The following is an 18,087-nucleotide window of genomic DNA, read 5'->3' on the forward strand; positions in this document are numbered from 1 at the left end:
AACAGCTAACCTAAACTGCCGTGACTACCCCTTCTTTGAACTCTCAGCAGCAGTCTTCGCCTCGCACATATGAGGTACGTACGTTCGGTTGTCAGATGAACGTCCATGACTCGGAACGACTGTCTGGCTTGCTGGAAGAAAACGGTTATGTAGCGGCTGCAGAAGGCGATAATCCTGATCTGGTCGTTTTCAACACCTGTGCCGTTCGAGAGAATGCGGACAATCGCCTCTATGGCACATTGGGACAGCTCAAACCGGTCAAGGATGCTCACCCAGGCATGCAGATTGCCGTCGGTGGCTGCTTGGCCCAGAAGGATAAGGACGTCGTCGTAAAGAAGGCCCCATGGGTGGACGTAGTCTTCGGCACGCATAACTTGGGTTCGTTGCCAGCTTTGTTGGAACGCGCCGCTCATAATGACCGGGCTGAAGTCGAGATTAAGGACGCGCTGGAAGAATTTCCCTCGGTGCTGCCGGCCAAGCGTGAATCCACTTACGCAGGTTGGGTGAGTATTTCCGTAGGCTGCAATAACACGTGCACCTTCTGCATCGTCCCCAGTTTGCGTGGTAAGGAACGCGATCGTCGTCCGGGCGAGATTCTCGCTGAGGTACAGGCACTCGTGGAGCAGGGCGTTACTGACGTCACCCTCCTCGGACAGAATGTCAACGCCTATGGTGTTAACTTCGCCGACCCTGACATGGAACGCGACCGCTCGGCTTTTTCCAAGTTGTTGCGCGCCTGCGGCCAGATTGAGGGGTTGGAGCGCGTGCGCTTTACGTCTCCGCACCCAGCTGAGTTCACCGATGATGTCATCGACGCTATGGCGGAGACACCGAATGTGGTTCATCAGCTACACATGCCACTACAGTCCGGTTCCGACCGAGTGCTGAAAGACATGCGCCGTTCCTACCGCACCAAGAAATTCCTGGGAATTCTGGAGAAGGTTAGGGAAAAAATGCCGGACGCGGCCATTACCACTGACATCATTGTCGGTTTCCCAGGCGAGACCGAAGAGGACTTCCAGCAAACTCTCGACGTGGTGGAAAAGGCTCGTTTTAGCTCGGCGTTCACCTTCCAATACTCGCCTCGCCCGGGAACTCCGGCGGCGACCATGACTGATCAGGTTCCACCAGAGGTTGTGAAAGAACGCTATGGTCGGCTGCTAGCGCTTCAGGAGCGTATTTCCGAGGAAGAAAACGCCAAGCTCGTCGGTCGGGAAGTTGAGCTGCTGGTCAGCCAGTCCGATGGGCGTAAAAATGCGGAGACTCATCGCATGTCAGGTCGGAGTCGGGATGGCCGCCTGGTGCACTTCAGCCCGTCGGAAAGCGAACCAGGCGTCGTCGACCGCAAGATTCGCCCAGGTGATTACGTGACAGTGCGTGTGACCGACTCCGCACCGCACTTCCTCATTGCTGACTCCGGTGTGCTCACACACCGCCGCACTAAGGCGGGGGATAATGTAGAGGTCGGTCAGACTCCGACGACCGCTCCGATTGGAGTTGGTCTGGGCTTGCCAAAGATTGGACGCCCGGAGAAAACGAGTGTAAGTGAGGGATGCGGCTGTGAGTAGTGACAAGGCTTCGCCGGAAAGTGATATGGAATCCACTAGCGAGCAGTCGGTGGAATCCGCGCAGGCGTTGCGGGTTCAGGAGCGCAAGGCCGCTGGCGAGCTGGACCTCGGCCGTGCGGTGATTCCGATGATGGTTGCCGTCATCGGCCTCATTACGAGTTTCTTCCTTCCGCACTCGGGCGTTGTTTTGGGCTTTGATGTGTTGCTGGATACGGATGTTGCGCATCAGTACTTCACGACTCGACCGGAGCGAATTTACTCCATTCTCGTGGTGGTAGGTGTCTTGCTAGCTATTGCCACGCTGATTACGCGGACGACGATTCTCGCATTCGTCACCTGGTTTTTTGCCTGTATTCAGATGGTCTACTCAGTCTTCGCTGGTTGGATGCGTCAGTCTCGTCCACAGGAACTGGCCGGCGAGGGTATTTCCTTCGGCCTGATGCTCGGTATTTTCTGCAGTTTTCTACTGGCCATCTCCGTGACTTTCATCGCTTTCCGACGTAGTAAGGAGCAGCTCGCAATCGCGACGAAACGTCGCAAGCACGCTGACACCGATCCGGTACTGCGCGCGCAGCAGGTTTACCTGCGGGCGGGCCTGACCCCGAATACGACTACGGATGTTGAGGTCGTCGACGACCGCCGTGAACGCGCTCGCCGACGCAATCGTGTCCAGCAGGGCAGTAGCGCGGATAATGTCTCTCAGCAGACCGGCGAAAAGGACGAACAGGTCAGCGACGAGTAGTGAGACTTTTTAACTAGCGCAGTAAGTATGGGGCTCTCTTCCACTCCGGAAGAGAGCCCCATACTTTTAACCATCGACGCGTTGCCAGCGCCCAGCTGAGCCAGATTCGGTTGAGGAAGCCGGAGAGCGAGAACATGCTTCCCCGACACACAACTAGCTTCTGTTAGAGCTCCTTGAGAGTCTCCGCGGCCTGCTCTGCCCACTGTCGCCACTGTTCGGCCTGCTCCCGAGCCTTGGCTGCCTGAGAAGCCTTGCCCTTCGCCTCGAGTTCGGCGGCCTTCTGCTCAAACTCCGCTGCGCGGTCGGCGAACTGCTGGACGCGAGCCTGTGCTTCGGGGTCGGTACGGCGCCACTGCGAATCGGCAGCATCGGAGACGCGCTTTTCCAGTGCGCCAATGCGGTTTTCATACTCACGCACACGACCACGCGGCACAAAGCCGATGGCCTCCCATTTCTCCTGCAACTGACGCAGTTCGTTGCGAGCGTGATCGAGGCCCTTGGACGGATCAATGCGGTCTTCGTATTCAGCCAGCAGTGCGTCCTTGGCCGCAGCGTTTTCCTCGAACTCCCTGTCTCGAGCTTCGTTGACCGCGTTGCGAGCACCAAAGAACTCATCCTGGGCGGCCTTGAACTGCGCCCACAGCTTGTCATCGACCTCGCGCGGGGCTCGACCAGCGGCCTTCCACTCAGCCATCAGGTCACGGAAGGCAGCAGCGGTGCCACCCCAATCAGTGGAGGTCTTCAGGGCCTCAGCTCGCTCAATGATGTCCTCCTTAACGCGGCGAGCAGCCGCACGGTTGCGGTCCAGTTCCGCAAAATGGGCACCGCGGCGGCGGTTGAAAGAATCACGCGCGCGGGAGTAACGGCGCCAGAGCTGATCATCAGTTTTGCGGTCGATGCCGCGAATCTGCTTCCACTCCGTGAGAATCTCGCGGATACGGTCGCCGGCGACCTTCCACTCGGTGGAGTTCTCTGCGAGCTCTTCGGCCTCTGCGGCGAGCTCTTCCTTACGTGCGATGGCGTTCTTACGGCGCTCTGCCTTGTCGTGAGCGACTTTTTCCTCTGCGACGTGGGAGGTGGCAATGACCTCTGCAAGGCGCTTATCCAGCGCATCGATATCGCCGAGGACCGTGGCGGTGGCAAGGCTCTCACGCAGTTCAACTGCGTTGTGAGAAATGGTCTTTGCCTCCTGCGGGTGGGAGACTACACGAGATTCCAGTAGCTCGACCTCGGTGGCCAGATCCTCGTAGCGCTTGCCGTAGTGGGCATAACCCTCTTCTACGGTGCCAGCCTGCCAGGAGCCAATATTGCGTTCGCCGGCGCTGGTGACCAGCCAAACAGTGCCGTCTTCGTCAATGCGGCCAAACTTCTTTGGATCATTGTGGACGGCATGTGCCACAGCGGCCGACCCCGCAGGCGCTGGAGTAGCTCCAGGGGCCTTACGATGAGCCGGCATTGAGCCTGGTCGAGGTCCCGGACGTGGACCCGGGCGTGGACCTGGCTTAGGGGAATTGCTGGTACCGGTCATAGTGGGTAAACCTCTTCCAATCTTCATGCAGAACTGCCGCGCGACACGGCTGCCATCAAACACTTACGGTATGTGCTCGAGTATCCCAAAAATTTTGGCACAGCGCGCGTAACACCGCCGGATTAAGGCATCGACTAGCCCCTCACGGTAGCGTTGAGGACGTGAATTCGCGTTTGCCTCGGCTTGTTATCGTTCCGCGTGCGCTCCTCATCGTCGAGGAGCTGGGTGGTTTTGCACCTATCGCCACGGAATTGCGCCGTCATGCCCGTGAAACCGTCGCGACGCTGTGGACAGATGACGAACCCGGGGAGCCCGGCGCGGTCGCTATTATCACTGGCAGGATGCAGGCGAAGTCCCCGCACCAGACCAGCGCACCCGGCAGTTTTTCTCCGTATGGGGTTGATGTCACGGTGTCAGGCGGAACCGAATTACCTGAGCTGCTGGGACGCTGGCTTATCGAAGACTACGCGCGACGGAATTCTGAAGGACCCACTGGCCGCGTCATTCAGGCAACGTGCTTCGACTCTATCGCTGAGGCACTCGCTGCCGGTCACACGCGTCTGCTTGTGCTTGTCGACGGCGCATTCGGCCTTGCGGACGATTCCCCGGTCGGCGTAATTGAAGGTGCAGCGGAGGTTGATGCGCTGTGCAGTCTGATTGCTGGTCAGGACTGCTCAAGTATTAACGTGGAAAATATTGTGTTTCCAGCTCCCGGCGCGTACGCAGCCGAGTTATGGCAGCAGCTGAGTAAAGCTGCTGAAAGCTGGAAGGGGTCTGGATTGACCGTCGTAAAGCGTTCTTACTATGACGGGGCGCCTTATGGAATCGGCTACCACGTGGCCAGCTGGCGGTGTGTTGCGAAGTAAGAGCGCGCGTTTTTAGTTTTTGTGCAGGAGTGTGAACTGGGTAGTGACGGCTTTCGAGAGTGAGAGCTTGCCGGTGCCGATTGCGGTGGTAGGGCCGACGGCGTCGGGAAAGTCGGATTTGGGGCTGGTACTTGCGGAGCAGCTTGGCGGTGAGGTCGTCAATGTTGATTCGATGCAGCTCTATCGAGGAATGGATATCGGAACAGCGAAGCTGTCGGTGGACCAGCGGCGGGGGATTCCGCACCACCAACTCGATGTGCTGAACGTGACGCAGCCGGCGAGTGTGGCGACGTATCAGCGTGAGGCGGTCGCGGATGTTGAGGCCATTCGCGCGCGGGGGAAAGTCCCCATCCTTGTCGGCGGGTCGATGATGTATGTGCAGGCGTTGGTGGACGACTGGCAGTTCCCACCTACGGACCCTGAAGTACGTACGAAGTGGGAGACAGTGCAGGACGAGATCGGTCCGGCGGCGTTGCATGATCGGCTGGCAGAGATTGATCCGGATGCGGCGGCAATTATTGAGACCAATGACCCGCGGCGCACCGTCCGCGCCCTGGAGGTCATCGAGCTCACGGGCAAACCTTTTGCAGCGTCGAAGCCGTCGATTGATAAGCCACCGCGGTGGAACACTCGCATATTGGGGTTGCGCACGCAGGCGGAATGGCTAAATCCGCGGATTGAACAGCGTACGCGGGGCATGTTTGCCGCTGGCCTGGTGGAAGAAACTGAGAGTTTGATTGCGCAAGGGTTGCGCGAAGGTGTGACCGCTAGTCGCGCGATCGGCTATGCGCAGGTGCTGGACTACTTCGATGGGGTTTACGACCTGGATACGGCTTGTGAACGCACGATTACTGGTACGCGCAGGTATGTGCGACGTCAGCGCTCCTGGTTCAACCGTGATCATCGGATCATGTGGCTAGACGCTGCCGGTGACGTGCCGGGACAGGCGTTTTCCGCACTTGGTCTGTAAGAGATTCGGACCTCCCGCTAGCATCAAGGGCATGGTTTCATTTGCCAAAGGCCACGGTACGCAAAACGATTTCTTGATTTTTCCAGATGATTTGGTGTCGATTGATTTGACCGAATCACTGGTCGCAGCAGTGTGCGATCGACAGCGAGGTCTTGGCGCTGACGGCGTCCTGCGGGTTGCCCGTGCGGGGAAACTCGTCGATGCCGGTGTTTTGGCGGCATTGCCGGAGGGCGTTAAAGCCGACGATTGGTTTATGGACTACCGCAATAGTGACGGTTCTATTGCCGAGATGTGCGGGAATGGTGTCCGCGTCTTTGCACACTATATTGCCGCGATTCACAGCCCGGACAGTGTCGTCGACGGAACTTTGCGGGTGGGCACTCGAGCAGGGCTGCGCGCTGTTTCGATTGATGAGCTCAGCCGCAGGCACGCGGTCGTTGGGGTGGATATGGGCCAGCCGGAAGTCCTCGGCCTCGCTACTGCGTTCATTGGTTCGGGCAACAATGCCCAGAAATTCGCCGGGATTGGTGTCGACGTGGGAAATCCGCATTTGGCCTGCGTCATGCCTGGCCTAAATGCCGCCGCTCTGGCGGAGCTGGAATTGGAAGCGGCGGGTAGTGTCGCGAAGCCAGTGCGTGCCGACGAAGCCATGTTCCCGAACGGCCTCAATGTGGAAATTGTCACCCCGCTGGATGCCTCTGATTCGGTGTCCATGCGAGTAATTGAACGTGGAGTTGGTGAGACCCGCTCGTGTGGCACCGGTACGGTTGCGGCAGCTATTGCCGCGCTGGCCGATGCCGGCCGGACTGAGGGGGTTGTGACAGTCAAGGTGCCTGGCGGTGTGGTGACTGTGGATGTCCACAAGGCCAGCAATGCGGATGGGGACTTCTCGGCGACCTTGACCGGGCCGAGCGTGATTCACACGCTCGGCGATATTGAGCTGGAAGCCCTGTGACTGGTAGCTAGTGCAGCAGGAGCCCTAGCGGGGTAGTGGAAGCGGTGGGGAGTTAGCGGACTAGTGTCCGCCGCAGCCACCGTCGCCACAACCACAGCCGCCATCGCCACAGCCGCCTCCGCAACCTTGAGGCGGAATGATCTCACCGGTCAGTGAGAAAGTGCCGGAGACGACCATACCTGGCTGGGGAGCTTCGTCGCCGCCGGGGACAAGTACGTCCATGGGGGTCGGAAGAGCAAGGTTGAGCACCCAGAACTTCTTGCCGGTCAGCTCATTGACATGCTTGCGGGAGTTATTGATAACACCAGCCAGTTTGACGGTTGCGCTAGGCGATGCCTTGCCGACCTGATCTCCGACAATTGCCTTAGCACCTTCGAAGTCCAATGTTGTCGGGGTTGCCCCAGTGCGCTTTTCGTACTCCTCAGCGGATGCGTCGAGGGTGAAATCAGTTGCCAGAGCTGATAGCGCGACATGCTCAAAAGTCTGAGTTCCGGCATCAACAATCATTGGCCCCTGTGACAGCAGGCAGGTAGCGACCTCGATGACCTTGTCAAAGTTATCCGAGGAGGGATCATCCTCGACGATTTCCACGAGCGCCAAGACATCGTCCACGCTGGATACATGGGCAGTGACGGTCGGGCTGCCCGCGAAGCCGGCGTAGGTAGAAAATGGTTCAACACCCAGGATGTGCAGACGCGCACCAGAGGAATCTTCGAAACGGACCAGCTGGCCACCGCGGACCTCGCCGATGACCGACAGATTGTCACTGGCAATCGCGGCTTCCATCGCGTCTCGCCAGCTGGGGTAGTCCATGCCAATGCTTCGCAAGTCAGTAGTCATACTTTTCGATGATACTTCCCATATCTTCATCTGCGAACTAACGAATCGCACGTGAGCACATTGTGCTCTGGGGTACCTAGAACCATTCCTCCACGCCGCGGCAACTATTCGGATGGGACTAACAATTCTGCCACGCTAAATAGGCAAATATTAAGTGTGGCATAAATAACTTTCCTTAGGTGTGCCCGGTTTATTCCATTTAGGCATGCCTAAGAGTAAGCTCATCTCCGTAAACACGATTTGCTTAGCTTAATTCTTATCTATATAAGCGAGGTTTCTCATGCTCGGATTGCGGTCTCGAAAACAGTCGGATGACATTCAGTCGCTTGCCGACGTCCCGGTGGGGGTAACCGTCACTCTGGGAGCGTCGCATGTGGATGAGCGCCTGTGCCGCAGGCTTTCGCAACTGGGGCTTCGCCCTGGAATGAGTGTCACTGTGGGACGGAGCACCAGCGGCGGTGGGCGAATCGTCCATGCTGGCGCAACGCGCTACGCCATCGATGCCAGCACGCTGCACAAGATGTCCGTCGTGGGTTAGGTCCCCTACATCTCTTTTCTCACCTCCCTCCTGAAAGTAAACAATGACAACACCTACGGATTCCTCAACGCGAAAATTCGCATCCACGCCCAGCTGCCATGCATGCAGTGGCGGAGCACCAGCAAAGGATGGTGCACCTGTTGTCGCAGTAGTCGGCGCACCGAACTCCGGTAAGTCAACACTGTTCAATAGTTTGACTGGTGCGAAAGCGCAGATGGGCAATTGGCCTGGTACGACCGTAGAGGTCAGCCGCGGCGCGTGGAAGACCGATGCCGCTGAGTACGATGTCATCGATTTCCCGGGTGCCTACTCGCTGGATGCCATGAGTCCGGACGAAGAGCTCACTCGCGAGATGCTCATCGAGAAACCGGAAGAAGAACGCCCGGATCTCGTCGTTGTCGTTGTCGACGCCACGGCACTGGGCCGTGGTCTCTACATGGCCGCGGAATTGGCGGAACAGCCCCAGCGCATCGTTCTGGCTCTGACCAAACTAGATGTTGCCAAGGCCAAGGGCATCGATGTGAATCCGGACGCATTGCAGTCAGCTATGGGGATGCCGGTGGTGGCGCTGGATCCCCGTCGTAAAGCGGGAATGGCGCGGTTGGCCGACGCGGTAGCAGCGGCTCTGGACGGATGTAGTTCGGTGTCGTCACCGATTCGCCAGGTCGATGGTGAATCGATTGAACGCCTGGACGACGCACGCTTTGCCGCGATTGATGCGGCGGTTGCGGCATCTACGGGCGGGGTGGAAGATCGCCAGACTTTCTCCGACCGCATTGATAACGTGGTTCTTCACCCGGTGCTCGGACCGATTGTGTTCCTGGCAGTTATGTGGGCAGTCTTCCAAATCACGACGACGGTAGCAGCACCGTTGCAGGACGGTTTGGAAACCCTTATTACCGGTAATTTCGCAGATTTGGTTACTCGTGGATTAGAAGCGGTGGGATGGGACCATCCGATTGTCACCGGGCTGCTTGTAAACGGCATCATCGGTGGTGTCGGCATGGTGCTGACCTTCGTTCCGCTGATGGCACTCATGTTCCTGTGCCTCGCAGTACTCGAGGATTCAGGGTATATGGCGCGTGCAGCCGTGGTGGCTGACCGTGTCATGCGTGCAATTGGTCTTCCGGGTAAGGCATTTATTCCGCTGATTGTTGGCTTTGGTTGTAACGTGCCAGCGATTTCGGCAACACGTGTGCTGAGTAATCCGCGCCACCGCATTTTGACGGCACTACTGGTTCCGTTTACCTCCTGCTCGGCGCGTCTAACCGTGTATGTCATGTTGGGTGCGGTGTTCTTCCCGGAACACGCGGGCACAGTCGTCTTCGCTATGTACGTGATCTCGATTCTGCTGATCGTTCTGACCGGCCTTGCACTGCGTAAGACCTTGTGGCGCACCATGCCGTCGGAACCGCTGGTCATTGACCTGCCAACCTACCAGCTTCCGACCGCACGGCTGGCACTATCTGTGATGTGGATGCGTCTGAAGGGCTTCCTGCAGACCGCTAGTGGAATCATCGTCAGCACCGTCATCGTCGTATGGCTTCTGATGTCTATCCCGGTTGTCTCCGGGCACTCCTTTGCCGATGAAGACCTGGCACCGCAGGACTCCGCATACGGTGCAGTCAGCGAAACTATTGCTCCTGTGTTTAACCCGGCAGGTTTCGGTACATGGTCTCTGACAGGTCCGTTGGTGACGGGCTTTGTGGCCAAGGAAGCCGTCATTTCTACCTGGGCACAGACCTATGCAGTGGAGGACGTCACCGACTCCGATTCGAGCGAACAGGCCTCCAGCCCGCTCGCGGAGAGTATTCGACGTGACTTTGACAATGCATCCGATGGACATGGATTGGCAGCAGTCTGGGCCTACATGATCTTCCTGCTGGCTTACACACCGTGCGTGGCTACGCTCGCGGCACAACGTCGAGAGATCGGCTTGAAGTGGACGGGCTTCGGTTTGCTAGCGCAGCTGGTCGTTGCATGGGCACTGGCCGTGATTGTTTTCCAAGGGTTGAAGCTGTTCCTGTAAAGCCTCGTTGATTCCTAGTAGCTTCGGCAAAGCTACTAAGTCACACTTGCGAACTAGAAATCAGATCCAACAAGAATCGCGATACGGAAAGGAGCTATCGCCGTGGGACTCTTTAGAGCCAGGAAGAATACGACGGTTACTCGTCGGCCTTCAGAAGCCGTTCAGGATGCAATTGCGCAGGGCATTAGCTCCCGACGCAAGATTTGCGAAATCACCGGATTGCAGCGAGCAACGGTAGACCTCATCCTTGACCGCATGGAACACACCGGCCAACTGCGCCGGGAATCCCTCGGTGGCATGTGCCCAGGCGGAGGTTGTTCCAACTGCGGAATGTCCGACAGCGGTACGTGTACTGGTGGTAGTTCTAAGAGTGGTCCGGTCGCACTGGTTCTGACACGCAGGCCACCTTCTGCAGCCTAAGTCTTGAGCTTCGGCTCGGTATTCTCCGCACACAATGCGGAGAATTTGGCTTGTCATGCGACAATAGCAGCTAGTATGACGAATTTTTCCAACAACTTTGATGAGGTCAGCGACGAAACGTCGCAGCAAGCTCGCACCTCGCACGAGATGGACGATTTTTTCATCGACGCTAACGATGCTGGCGAAAACGCCGATAGTGCCTCCGGGGATGCGTTCGCAACGGACGTCGGCACGCAAAGGGAACCTACCGTCGGTGATTTGGATCTGGAGGCGCGTTCCTCTCTGCGCCGGCTGACCAGGTCAGTAGCACATACTGAATCCGAAGAGGTGATGGTCGAGTACCGTCAGCTCCGACTGGAGCGCGTTGTGTTGCTCGGTGTCTGGACATCCGGGACCCTTCAGGAAGCCGAAGTGGCGATGGAGGAGCTCGCCGCACTGGCAGAGACTGCAGGTTCGGAAGTTTTAGAGATGGTGCTGCAGCGTCGTGATAAGCCGGACCCTGGTACTTACGTGGGATCCGGCAAGCTCAACGAGCTTCGCGATATTGTCGCCTCTACCGGCGCAGATACAGTTATTTGCGACGGTGAGCTGTCTCCCGGCCAATTGGTGGCGCTGGAGGATCGCCTTGACGCCAAGGTTATTGACCGCACCATGCTGATTCTGGATATCTTTGCTCAGCACGCGAAGTCCAAGGAGGGCAAGGCGCAGGTCTCGCTGGCGCAGATGCAGTACCTGTACACGCGTCTGCGCGGCTGGGGTGGCAACCTATCGCGTCAGGCTGGTGGTCGCGCGGGCTCCAACGGCGGCGTGGGTCTGCGTGGTCCGGGTGAAACTAAGATCGAAACCGATCGTCAGCGGCTACGCCAAGATATGGCGCGGATTCGCAAGGAATTGGCTGGCATGAAGACTGCGCGTGAGATCAAGCGCGCACGTCGTAAGGCTGGACACCTGCCGCGCGTGGCAATTGTCGGCTACACCAACGCGGGTAAGTCTTCGTTGCTCAACGCACTGACAGGTGCCGGTGTGCTGGTGGAAGATGCGCTGTTTGCCACGCTGGACCCGACGACTCGTCGCACCAAGCTTCGCGACGGTCGCACGGTGATTATGACCGATACGGTCGGATTTGTTCGCCACTTGCCGACGCAGCTCATTGAAGCTTTTCGCTCGACCTTGGAAGAGGTGCTCGAAGCCGACGTCATCATGCACGTCGTAGACTCCTCTGACCCATTCCCGCTGGAGCAGATTAAGGCTGTCAACAAAGTCATCAACGAAATCGCGGAGGAAGAAAAGGCCGAGATTCCGCCCGAGCTGTTGGTAGTCAACAAGGTGGACAAGGCCGATGGCATCACTCTGGCGCAACTGCGCCACCAGCTCGATGATGCGGTCTTTGTCTCTGCGCGAACGGGTGAGGGGATCGGTGAACTGGAGACCCGACTCGAGCTTGCACTCAATGAGCTGGAGTCTCACGTCCACATGTTGATCCCCTATGACAAGGGCAATATTGTCTCCATGCTCCACGAAGATGCGACCGTGCTGTCGGAGACATGGACAGAGCAAGGCACCCAGATGGATGTGCGTTTGCCCACTAGCCTCGCGGATGAACTGTCGGCATACCACATCGAACCTGCAGAGAATACTGACTTCTCGGCCGACGCGAATGAGGATAGTAGCAACGACGGCTAGTCGGAATAGGGCGAGCGGAGTTGGAATAGGGAGAGCGACAAAGAGCTCCGGCAGTCCTGGGTTTAATGCTGTATCCGTGGCGTGATCTGCGGTGGGCATCCACTAGCATTACAACCATGAATTCTACTTCTGACGCGGAGACCCAACAGGGAACCTCCGCAAATCCGCCTGCTGAAAACGCCGAACGTGGCCGTCTTTTCGGTTGGGATATTCACGGTGACGGTCGAAAGATTGCACCGGGAGCCGTGGTGGCTCCCAACGAACGCCTCGATTGGCCTCGTACAATTGGCATTGGCGCACAGCACGTCATTGCCATGTTTGGTGCAACTCTTCTGGTGCCGCTATTGACTGGTTTCCCAGTCAATACCACACTGCTGTTCTCGGGTATCGGCACGATTGTCTTCCTGCTAATCACCCGAAACCGCTTGCCCTCTTACCTGGGCTCGTCGTTTGCCTTCATCGCACCACTGACCGCGACACAGGCGCAGGGTATTGGTGTTCAGCTCGGTGTCGTGCTCTGCGCCGGCATCGCGCTCATGCTCGTTGGCTGCGTTGTAGAGTTCGCCGGCAAGCGTGTCCTCGATGCAGTGATGCCACCTGCAGTAACCGGTGCCATCGTCGCTCTCATCGGACTTAACCTGGCGCCTGCCGCCACGGAGAACTTCGCCACTCAGCCGTTGGTCGCATTTGTCACGATGGCATCCATTGTCTTCGCAACCGTCGCTGGCCGCGGTATGGTCAGCCGTCTGGGTGTCCTTATCGGCGTACTAATCGGCTGGGTCTTCGCCGCTGCCACTGGAAATCTCTCGCCCGAGGCTACAGAAACTGTCGGCAATGCCGCCTGGATCGGTCTGCCCGCATTCCACGCGCCGGAGTTCCACTTCAATGCGATGCTGATTGGTCTGCCCGTCATCGTAGTACTCATCGCAGAGAATGTCGGTCACGTCAAGGCTGTTGCTGCCATGACCGGCCGAAACCTCGATGACATCGCTGGCGATGCTCTTATTGCAGACGGTCTAGCCACCACCATCGCCGGTTCAGCTGGTGGTTCTGGTACCACTACCTACGCTGAAAATATCGGTGTTATGGCCGCTACCCGTGTCTATTCGACCGCAGCTTACTGGGTGGCAGCTTTCACCGCCATTGCACTGGCTTTCATTCCAAAGTTCGGCGCACTCATCTTGACCATTCCTACCGGCGTGCTCGGTGGGGCAACGATGGTGCTCTACGGCCTAATCGGTTTGCTCGGTGTGCGCATCTGGATGGACGAAAAGGTCGACTTCAACAACCCGGTTAATCTCACCGCTGCCGCTACCGCGCTGATCGCGGGTATCGGCAACCTCACCCTCGACATTGGTTCGCTGACGCTGGAGGGCATTGCTTGGGGGTCGGTCGGCATTATTATCGGCTATCCAATTTTGAACTGGCTCTACAACCGCATCGGCGAGAACCGCTCGTAGGCCACCCGTCCAGGGCAGAATCTCGCACGAATGCTTAACGACGGAACCACGTGACCGTTGCCACGATGTTTCGTCGTTAAGCTCTTTTGCTTTTTAATCGCTCAGATCTTGGGCGATGAGTTCGGCGATTTTCTCTACCGCAACCGCGTTGCTACTGGTCACAGTGACTTCATCGCCGAATTCGGCACCGAGTGCCATGAGCATCAACGAGGATGAAGCATCGGCCGGTTCGTTGTCGGGCTCGTCTGAGTCAAGGAGCTCGACCAGAATTTCTTCCTGAAAACGGGAGGCACGCTCAGCGATGACCGTTGCAGGGCGGGCATGAATACCCACCTTGGAGCCGACGTGGACATGTTGAGTAACCATGCGAGCGGCATCCTGCCTTTCTGCTTCTCGATTTCCTCGATGCCATTTCTGAGCTTAATAGGTTGCCCGGATGGGTTGGGGAATGTTTGCTGAAAATCGTAGAAATGCTCGTTGGGATAAACCAGCCGGTGCGGTAAAAACTACGCTTCCGCTGAAACGTCCGCTTCTAGGTTTTGATTATCGGTGCTGACTTGCCGCGGCCACAGGCTTTTAGCTGCCACAACGAGAATTGCTGCCACTATGCTGCCCAAGACGATTGCAGTAAGCCATGCGACAGGGTTGTCGATTGCAAACAGCACAAAAATACCTCCGTGCGGAACACGTGTGGCCGCACCCAAAGCCATTGAGGTGCCACCGGTGACGGCACCGCCAATCACAATCGGCGGAATCACACGTAGCGGATCTGCGGCGGCGAAGGGAATTACTCCCTCTGAAATGAAGGCCGCACCGAGCACCCAGCCCGCTTTGCCGTTTTGACGCTCCGCCGAACTGAACAGCTTTGGTCGGAGCACAACTGCCAGAGATGTAGCCAATGGAGGTACCATGCCCGCCGCCATCACAGCGGCCATGACCTTCCATGATGCGGGATCTGCTGAGGCGATGTTTGCGACGGCAAAAAGATAAGCAGCCTTGTTGATCATTCCGCCCATATCCACGCACATCATTGCGCCGAGAAGACCACCGAACAGGAACGCCGCCGTCGTATCCAGTGATTGCAGCCACTGCTGCAGAGCCGTCATCAGCCAAGCCAGCGGCATCCCGAGCAGCAGGTACATGGTGAGCCCAACGGCCATAGCTCCGAGCATAGGAATCACGACAACCGGCATCAGCGGTCGCAGCCAGTCCGGGACTTTCATCCTCAACAGTAGGGCTACAACTAGTCCCGCCAGGATGCCTGTCACCAGGCCCCCAAGGAAGCCGGCGCCAACCGTGACCGCGATGGCACCGCCAATAAAGCCTGGTGCAATGCCGGCTCTGCCAGCCATGCCAAAGGCGATATAAGCACTCATTACAGCCACAATGACCTGCATGCCGTGGTTGCCAATGGCAAAAAGCGCCGAGCCGAGATACAGCCACAGCCCACTACGATCAATTAGCACGGTGCCGAGATCTTTTGTCGGCACAGCAATCGGGGCATCGAGTCCGATAATCTCCGGCAGCCGCAAATCCCTAGTCACGGCGTCAGCTACTACACCAACCTGATGACCGCCGACGAGGAATCCCAGCGCAATCAACAACCCCGATGCGGCCACGAACGGCACCATATAGCTGACACCGGTCATAATGGCATCACGAACCCAGTGTCCGAAGGCTTTGTCACCGCCTAAGGATGATTTATGTGCCCCCACCTTGGTAGTTGCTTGTACCCTCTCAGATGAAGGGTCCGCGCCGGTAGTACCGGTTTGCGGACCGGCCTCCTTGTCGTGGTCATCCTTAGGTTGCGGCGCCTTTCGGTCGTAGGCGCGAACCCGTGATTGTTCTGCTTTTGCCTTCGCTTGTTCAATAACCGCAGTAGGTTCATTGACTGCCTTACGAATTGGCACTTTGACCTGTGGTTTATCGCTGAAGCGCTTAAGCCCCGTAACCCCAATATCGGCTGCGATTACTAGCACGTCGGCCCGGGCAATTGCCTCTGCGGGGGCTTCCTGGGTTCCTGCCGAGCCCTGCGTCTCTACAGTTAGTGTGACATCAGACATGCTTTCTGCCGCGCCAGTAAGCGCTTCGGCTGCCAAATAAGTGTGTGCGATGCCCGTGGGGCAGGCCGTGATGGCGACGATATTGGTCTTCGCCGGAGGTTTTTTCGCTTTCCGACGAGGCGCTTTGGTGACGTGCTCGCTAATGATCCGGGCAGTCTCTTCATCGCTTTCAGCACCGCGAAGAGCTGCGCGAAACCCCTTATCGCGAAGTGCTTTTGCGAGTGCGGCCAGAATATCGACGTGGACATCGCTGTTACTAGATGGGACACCAATGAAAAAGAGCAGGTCCGCCGGCCCATCTGGTGTGGTGAATTCTGTAGCGCTGGTTAAGCGGGCAAACATCAGGGTCGGCTTCGACCAGTCCTCATGGCGGCAGTGGGGGATGGCTATCCCTCCCGACAGACCTGTCGGGGCCTTCTCTTCGCGTTCGAGGGCTGCTGCGACGATGCCGTTGCTGTCGGTGGCGCGGCCGGTCTCTACAGCTTTAGCGATGAGATAGTTAAGGATCTTCTCCTTTTGCGGACCGATATCTAGGTCAAGGAACACTGTCGACTCATCGGCTAGGTCTGATGCAATAGCGGAAAAATCTGCCGAAGAAGACATGGTTTTCTAATGCTCCTTATCTAGGCATCGAAAAGCTAAGTGTCGAGCTGCCATAACCGGCCGGCCTCGGGGTGAACCTGTTCTGGATAGGGGATGGTCGTACCGGGAAGACTGGTTGCCGCCGCCCCATAAGCTACGGCGGTGGTTAGTGCATCTTGGTAGCTATCACCGCGTTCGCGGGACATAACGTAGCCGGCCAAAGCACAGTCTCCAGCACCGACCGTCGACTGAGCGACTATCGAGGGGGAGGTAGCAGCGAAACAACCGCCTGACTTCACTGAAAGCACCGCCCCTGCTTCGCCGAGAGTGGCCAGGACTTCGGAAACGCCAAGCTCGTTCAGCGCACGAGCAGCCTGCGCTACGGGAAGATAGTTCCCTTCGGCTGCAGCGGCCTCAAGTTCTTCGCCGTCCTGATCAATGATTTGACCAAGTTCGTAGGCGTTCGGCTTCATCAAAAAAGGTCGCACCTTTGGAAATGCGCGAACGACCTCAGTCAGTGGGCCGTCGCTCGTATCCATAGCAACACGAATATTCGGGTTGACCGAATACACCGCCTCGGTGCATTGAACGTAAAAATCCCTGGGGACACCAGGGGGCAATGAACCTGCGAAAACTACCCACGTGGCGTGTTTAGCATGGTGGATAAGTTTCTCCAGGACACGCCTACGGTGCGCTTTCGTCAATGTCATGCCAGGGGAATTGAGCTTGGTGGTCGTCCCATCTGGCTCTGCGAGTGTGAGATTAACGCGGGCTTCGTTAGTCGTGTTGATGGCTTCATGGGGTATGCCAGAGACTTCCAACAGGCGCGTGAATTTTCCGGAGTCCGATGCCGGGTAGAGCGCGAGCGTCTTTTCTCCGGCGTAGTGCAACGCCTTGGACACATTAATTCCCTTGCCACCAGCCATGTCCTCAGCCATTGGTAGGCGGAACACGCCACCTCGCTTGAGCTCCGTATCGAGTCGAGCAAGTCGATCGATTGACGGATTTACAGTCAAGGTCAGGATCATGAAGCAACCACAACCTCGACACCTTGCTCCCTGAGATCGTTGACGAACTGTTCCGGGGCAGAGGAATCTGTAATCACGACGTCGATATCTTCCAATGCTGCAAAGCTGACGAGAAAGTCGCGGCCAAGTTTCGTCGAGTCCGCCATAACGATGACCTTGCGCGCATTCGTAATCATCGCGCGCTTTACCGCCGCTTCCTGCGGATCAGCAGTAGAAAGACCGTGGTCAATTGTCAAGGCATTAGAACCAATGAAAGCGACATCGGCACGCATAACCGCGAGAGTGCGGAGTGCCGTATCGCCAGCAACCGCCTGAGTAATGACGCGAACTTGGCCGCCAAGGAGTTGAAGCTCAATGCGGTTCGATCCTGCGAGTGTGATGGCGTTGGGAAGAGAGTTTGTGACAACCGACCAACGGCGGTTATCAGGGGAGTGGACCATCAGCTCTGCAAGAGCCTCGGTGGTAGTTCCAGCATCGAGAAAAATTCCACCACCAGAGTCAGGCAGAAAATCCGCAGCACAGCGGGCAATAGAGAGCTTCGCGTCCTTTTGCGCGTTCTTTCGAGCGGCAACTGAAAACTCAACAGTCTGAAAAGAACGAGTAGCCACAGCGCCACCGTGTACGCGGTGAACTGCGCCCTCTGCATCCAACTGAGCTAGGTCACGGCGAATCGTCTCTGCTGTGACATCGAAAGCTTCCGCAAGATCAGCGACCGTCACGCGCCCTTCGACTGCTGTCAAAGACGCAATCTTCCGGCGGCGTTCCTCTGCGTACATTCCCCGCTCCTTAGCTGTTAAGAAATTTCAGCTTTACTA

The 18,087-nt window shown here is 57.5% G+C and carries 16 protein-coding genes; 10 read left to right on the forward strand and 6 right to left on the reverse strand.

Going from position 1 to position 18,087, the window contains the following annotated elements; all coding sequences use genetic code 11:
- Positions 1-20 precede the first annotated feature (20 nt).
- On the forward strand, positions 21-1,568 hold the full coding sequence (miaB, locus tag HMPREF1206_RS06900; protein WP_042388645.1) for a tRNA (N6-isopentenyl adenosine(37)-C2)-methylthiotransferase MiaB: 1,548 nt from the start codon (positions 21-23) through the stop codon (positions 1,566-1,568).
- Positions 1,561-2,310, forward strand: coding sequence for a hypothetical protein (locus tag HMPREF1206_RS06905; RefSeq protein WP_016422614.1), 750 nt, complete (start codon positions 1,561-1,563; stop codon positions 2,308-2,310). Before miaB ends, HMPREF1206_RS06905 begins: the two co-directional genes overlap by 8 nt.
- Before the next feature lie 163 nt (positions 2,311-2,473).
- On the opposite strand, the gene HMPREF1206_RS06910 is transcribed toward HMPREF1206_RS06905, so the two are convergent.
- The gene (locus tag HMPREF1206_RS06910; RefSeq protein WP_016422615.1) at positions 2,474-3,838 is read right to left on the reverse strand and encodes a DUF349 domain-containing protein; all 1,365 of its coding nucleotides are present in this window, start codon (positions 3,836-3,838) and stop codon (positions 2,474-2,476) included.
- A 161-nt stretch (positions 3,839-3,999) separates the two neighbouring features.
- Here HMPREF1206_RS06910 and HMPREF1206_RS06915 point away from each other — a divergent pair, with 161 nt between their 5' ends.
- From HMPREF1206_RS06915 to dapF, 3 genes are read left to right on the forward strand one after another with little or no spacing between them, the layout of a single operon-like run.
- Positions 4,000-4,704, forward strand: a complete 705-nt coding sequence (locus HMPREF1206_RS06915; RefSeq protein WP_016422616.1) for a hypothetical protein — start codon at positions 4,000-4,002, stop codon at positions 4,702-4,704.
- Positions 4,705-4,747: 43 nt separating this feature from the next.
- Positions 4,748-5,674 carry a tRNA (adenosine(37)-N6)-dimethylallyltransferase MiaA gene (miaA, locus tag HMPREF1206_RS06920; RefSeq protein WP_016422617.1) on the forward strand — a complete coding sequence of 309 codons (927 nt, stop codon included), beginning with the start codon at positions 4,748-4,750 and terminating at the stop codon, positions 5,672-5,674.
- Positions 5,675-5,705: 31 nt separating this feature from the next.
- Positions 5,706-6,629, forward strand: a complete 924-nt coding sequence (gene dapF, locus HMPREF1206_RS06925) for a diaminopimelate epimerase (RefSeq protein WP_016422618.1) — start codon at positions 5,706-5,708, stop codon at positions 6,627-6,629.
- Between the two features lie 60 nt (positions 6,630-6,689).
- Here the strand turns inward: dapF and HMPREF1206_RS06930 are convergent, their stop codons facing one another.
- A complete protein-coding gene (locus tag HMPREF1206_RS06930; RefSeq protein ID WP_016422619.1) occupies positions 6,690-7,469 on the reverse strand; it encodes a hypothetical protein in 780 nt (259 codons plus the stop codon).
- A gap of 280 nt (positions 7,470-7,749) precedes the next feature.
- Between HMPREF1206_RS06930 and HMPREF1206_RS10975 the strand changes: the two genes are divergently transcribed.
- The 5 genes from HMPREF1206_RS10975 to HMPREF1206_RS06945 all read left to right on the forward strand — a co-directional run bounded on the left by HMPREF1206_RS10975 (position 7,750) and on the right by HMPREF1206_RS06945 (position 13,599).
- On the forward strand, positions 7,750-8,007 hold the full coding sequence (locus tag HMPREF1206_RS10975; protein WP_016422620.1) for a FeoA family protein: 258 nt from the start codon (positions 7,750-7,752) through the stop codon (positions 8,005-8,007).
- A 43-nt stretch (positions 8,008-8,050) separates the two neighbouring features.
- Positions 8,051-10,036 carry a ferrous iron transport protein B gene (feoB, locus tag HMPREF1206_RS06935; RefSeq protein WP_042388649.1) on the forward strand — a complete coding sequence of 662 codons (1,986 nt, stop codon included), beginning with the start codon at positions 8,051-8,053 and terminating at the stop codon, positions 10,034-10,036.
- A gap of 102 nt (positions 10,037-10,138) precedes the next feature.
- The gene (locus tag HMPREF1206_RS11140) at positions 10,139-10,456 is read left to right on the forward strand and encodes a FeoC-like transcriptional regulator (protein ID WP_016422622.1); all 318 of its coding nucleotides are present in this window, start codon (positions 10,139-10,141) and stop codon (positions 10,454-10,456) included.
- A gap of 75 nt (positions 10,457-10,531) precedes the next feature.
- On the forward strand, positions 10,532-12,139 hold the full coding sequence (hflX, locus tag HMPREF1206_RS06940) for a GTPase HflX (protein ID WP_016422623.1): 1,608 nt from the start codon (positions 10,532-10,534) through the stop codon (positions 12,137-12,139).
- Positions 12,140-12,255: 116 nt separating this feature from the next.
- Positions 12,256-13,599, forward strand: coding sequence for a uracil-xanthine permease family protein (locus tag HMPREF1206_RS06945; RefSeq protein ID WP_231367193.1), 1,344 nt, complete (start codon positions 12,256-12,258; stop codon positions 13,597-13,599).
- Between the two features lie 93 nt (positions 13,600-13,692).
- On the opposite strand, the gene HMPREF1206_RS06950 is transcribed toward HMPREF1206_RS06945, so the two are convergent.
- The 4 genes from HMPREF1206_RS06950 to HMPREF1206_RS06965 all read right to left on the reverse strand — a co-directional run bounded on the left by HMPREF1206_RS06950 (position 13,693) and on the right by HMPREF1206_RS06965 (position 18,048).
- Positions 13,693-13,965, reverse strand: coding sequence for an HPr family phosphocarrier protein (locus tag HMPREF1206_RS06950; RefSeq protein WP_016422625.1), 273 nt, complete (start codon positions 13,963-13,965; stop codon positions 13,693-13,695).
- Positions 13,966-14,105: 140 nt separating this feature from the next.
- A complete protein-coding gene (locus HMPREF1206_RS06955; protein ID WP_016422626.1) occupies positions 14,106-16,265 on the reverse strand; it encodes a fructose-specific PTS transporter subunit EIIC in 2,160 nt (719 codons plus the stop codon).
- 35 nt (positions 16,266-16,300) lie between these two features.
- Positions 16,301-17,272, reverse strand: a complete 972-nt coding sequence (locus HMPREF1206_RS06960) for a 1-phosphofructokinase family hexose kinase (RefSeq protein WP_016422627.1) — start codon at positions 17,270-17,272, stop codon at positions 16,301-16,303.
- Complete coding sequence (locus HMPREF1206_RS06965) at positions 17,269-18,048, reverse strand: DeoR/GlpR family DNA-binding transcription regulator (protein WP_016422628.1); 780 nt, start codon at positions 18,046-18,048, stop codon at positions 17,269-17,271. The genes HMPREF1206_RS06960 and HMPREF1206_RS06965 overlap by 4 nt, the downstream gene beginning before the upstream one ends.
- Between the last annotated feature and the right edge of the window lie 39 nt (positions 18,049-18,087).

It is taken from the genome of Corynebacterium sp. HFH0082 (assembly GCF_000411235.1).
GTDB lineage: Bacteria > Actinomycetota > Actinomycetes > Mycobacteriales > Mycobacteriaceae > Corynebacterium > Corynebacterium jeikeium_D.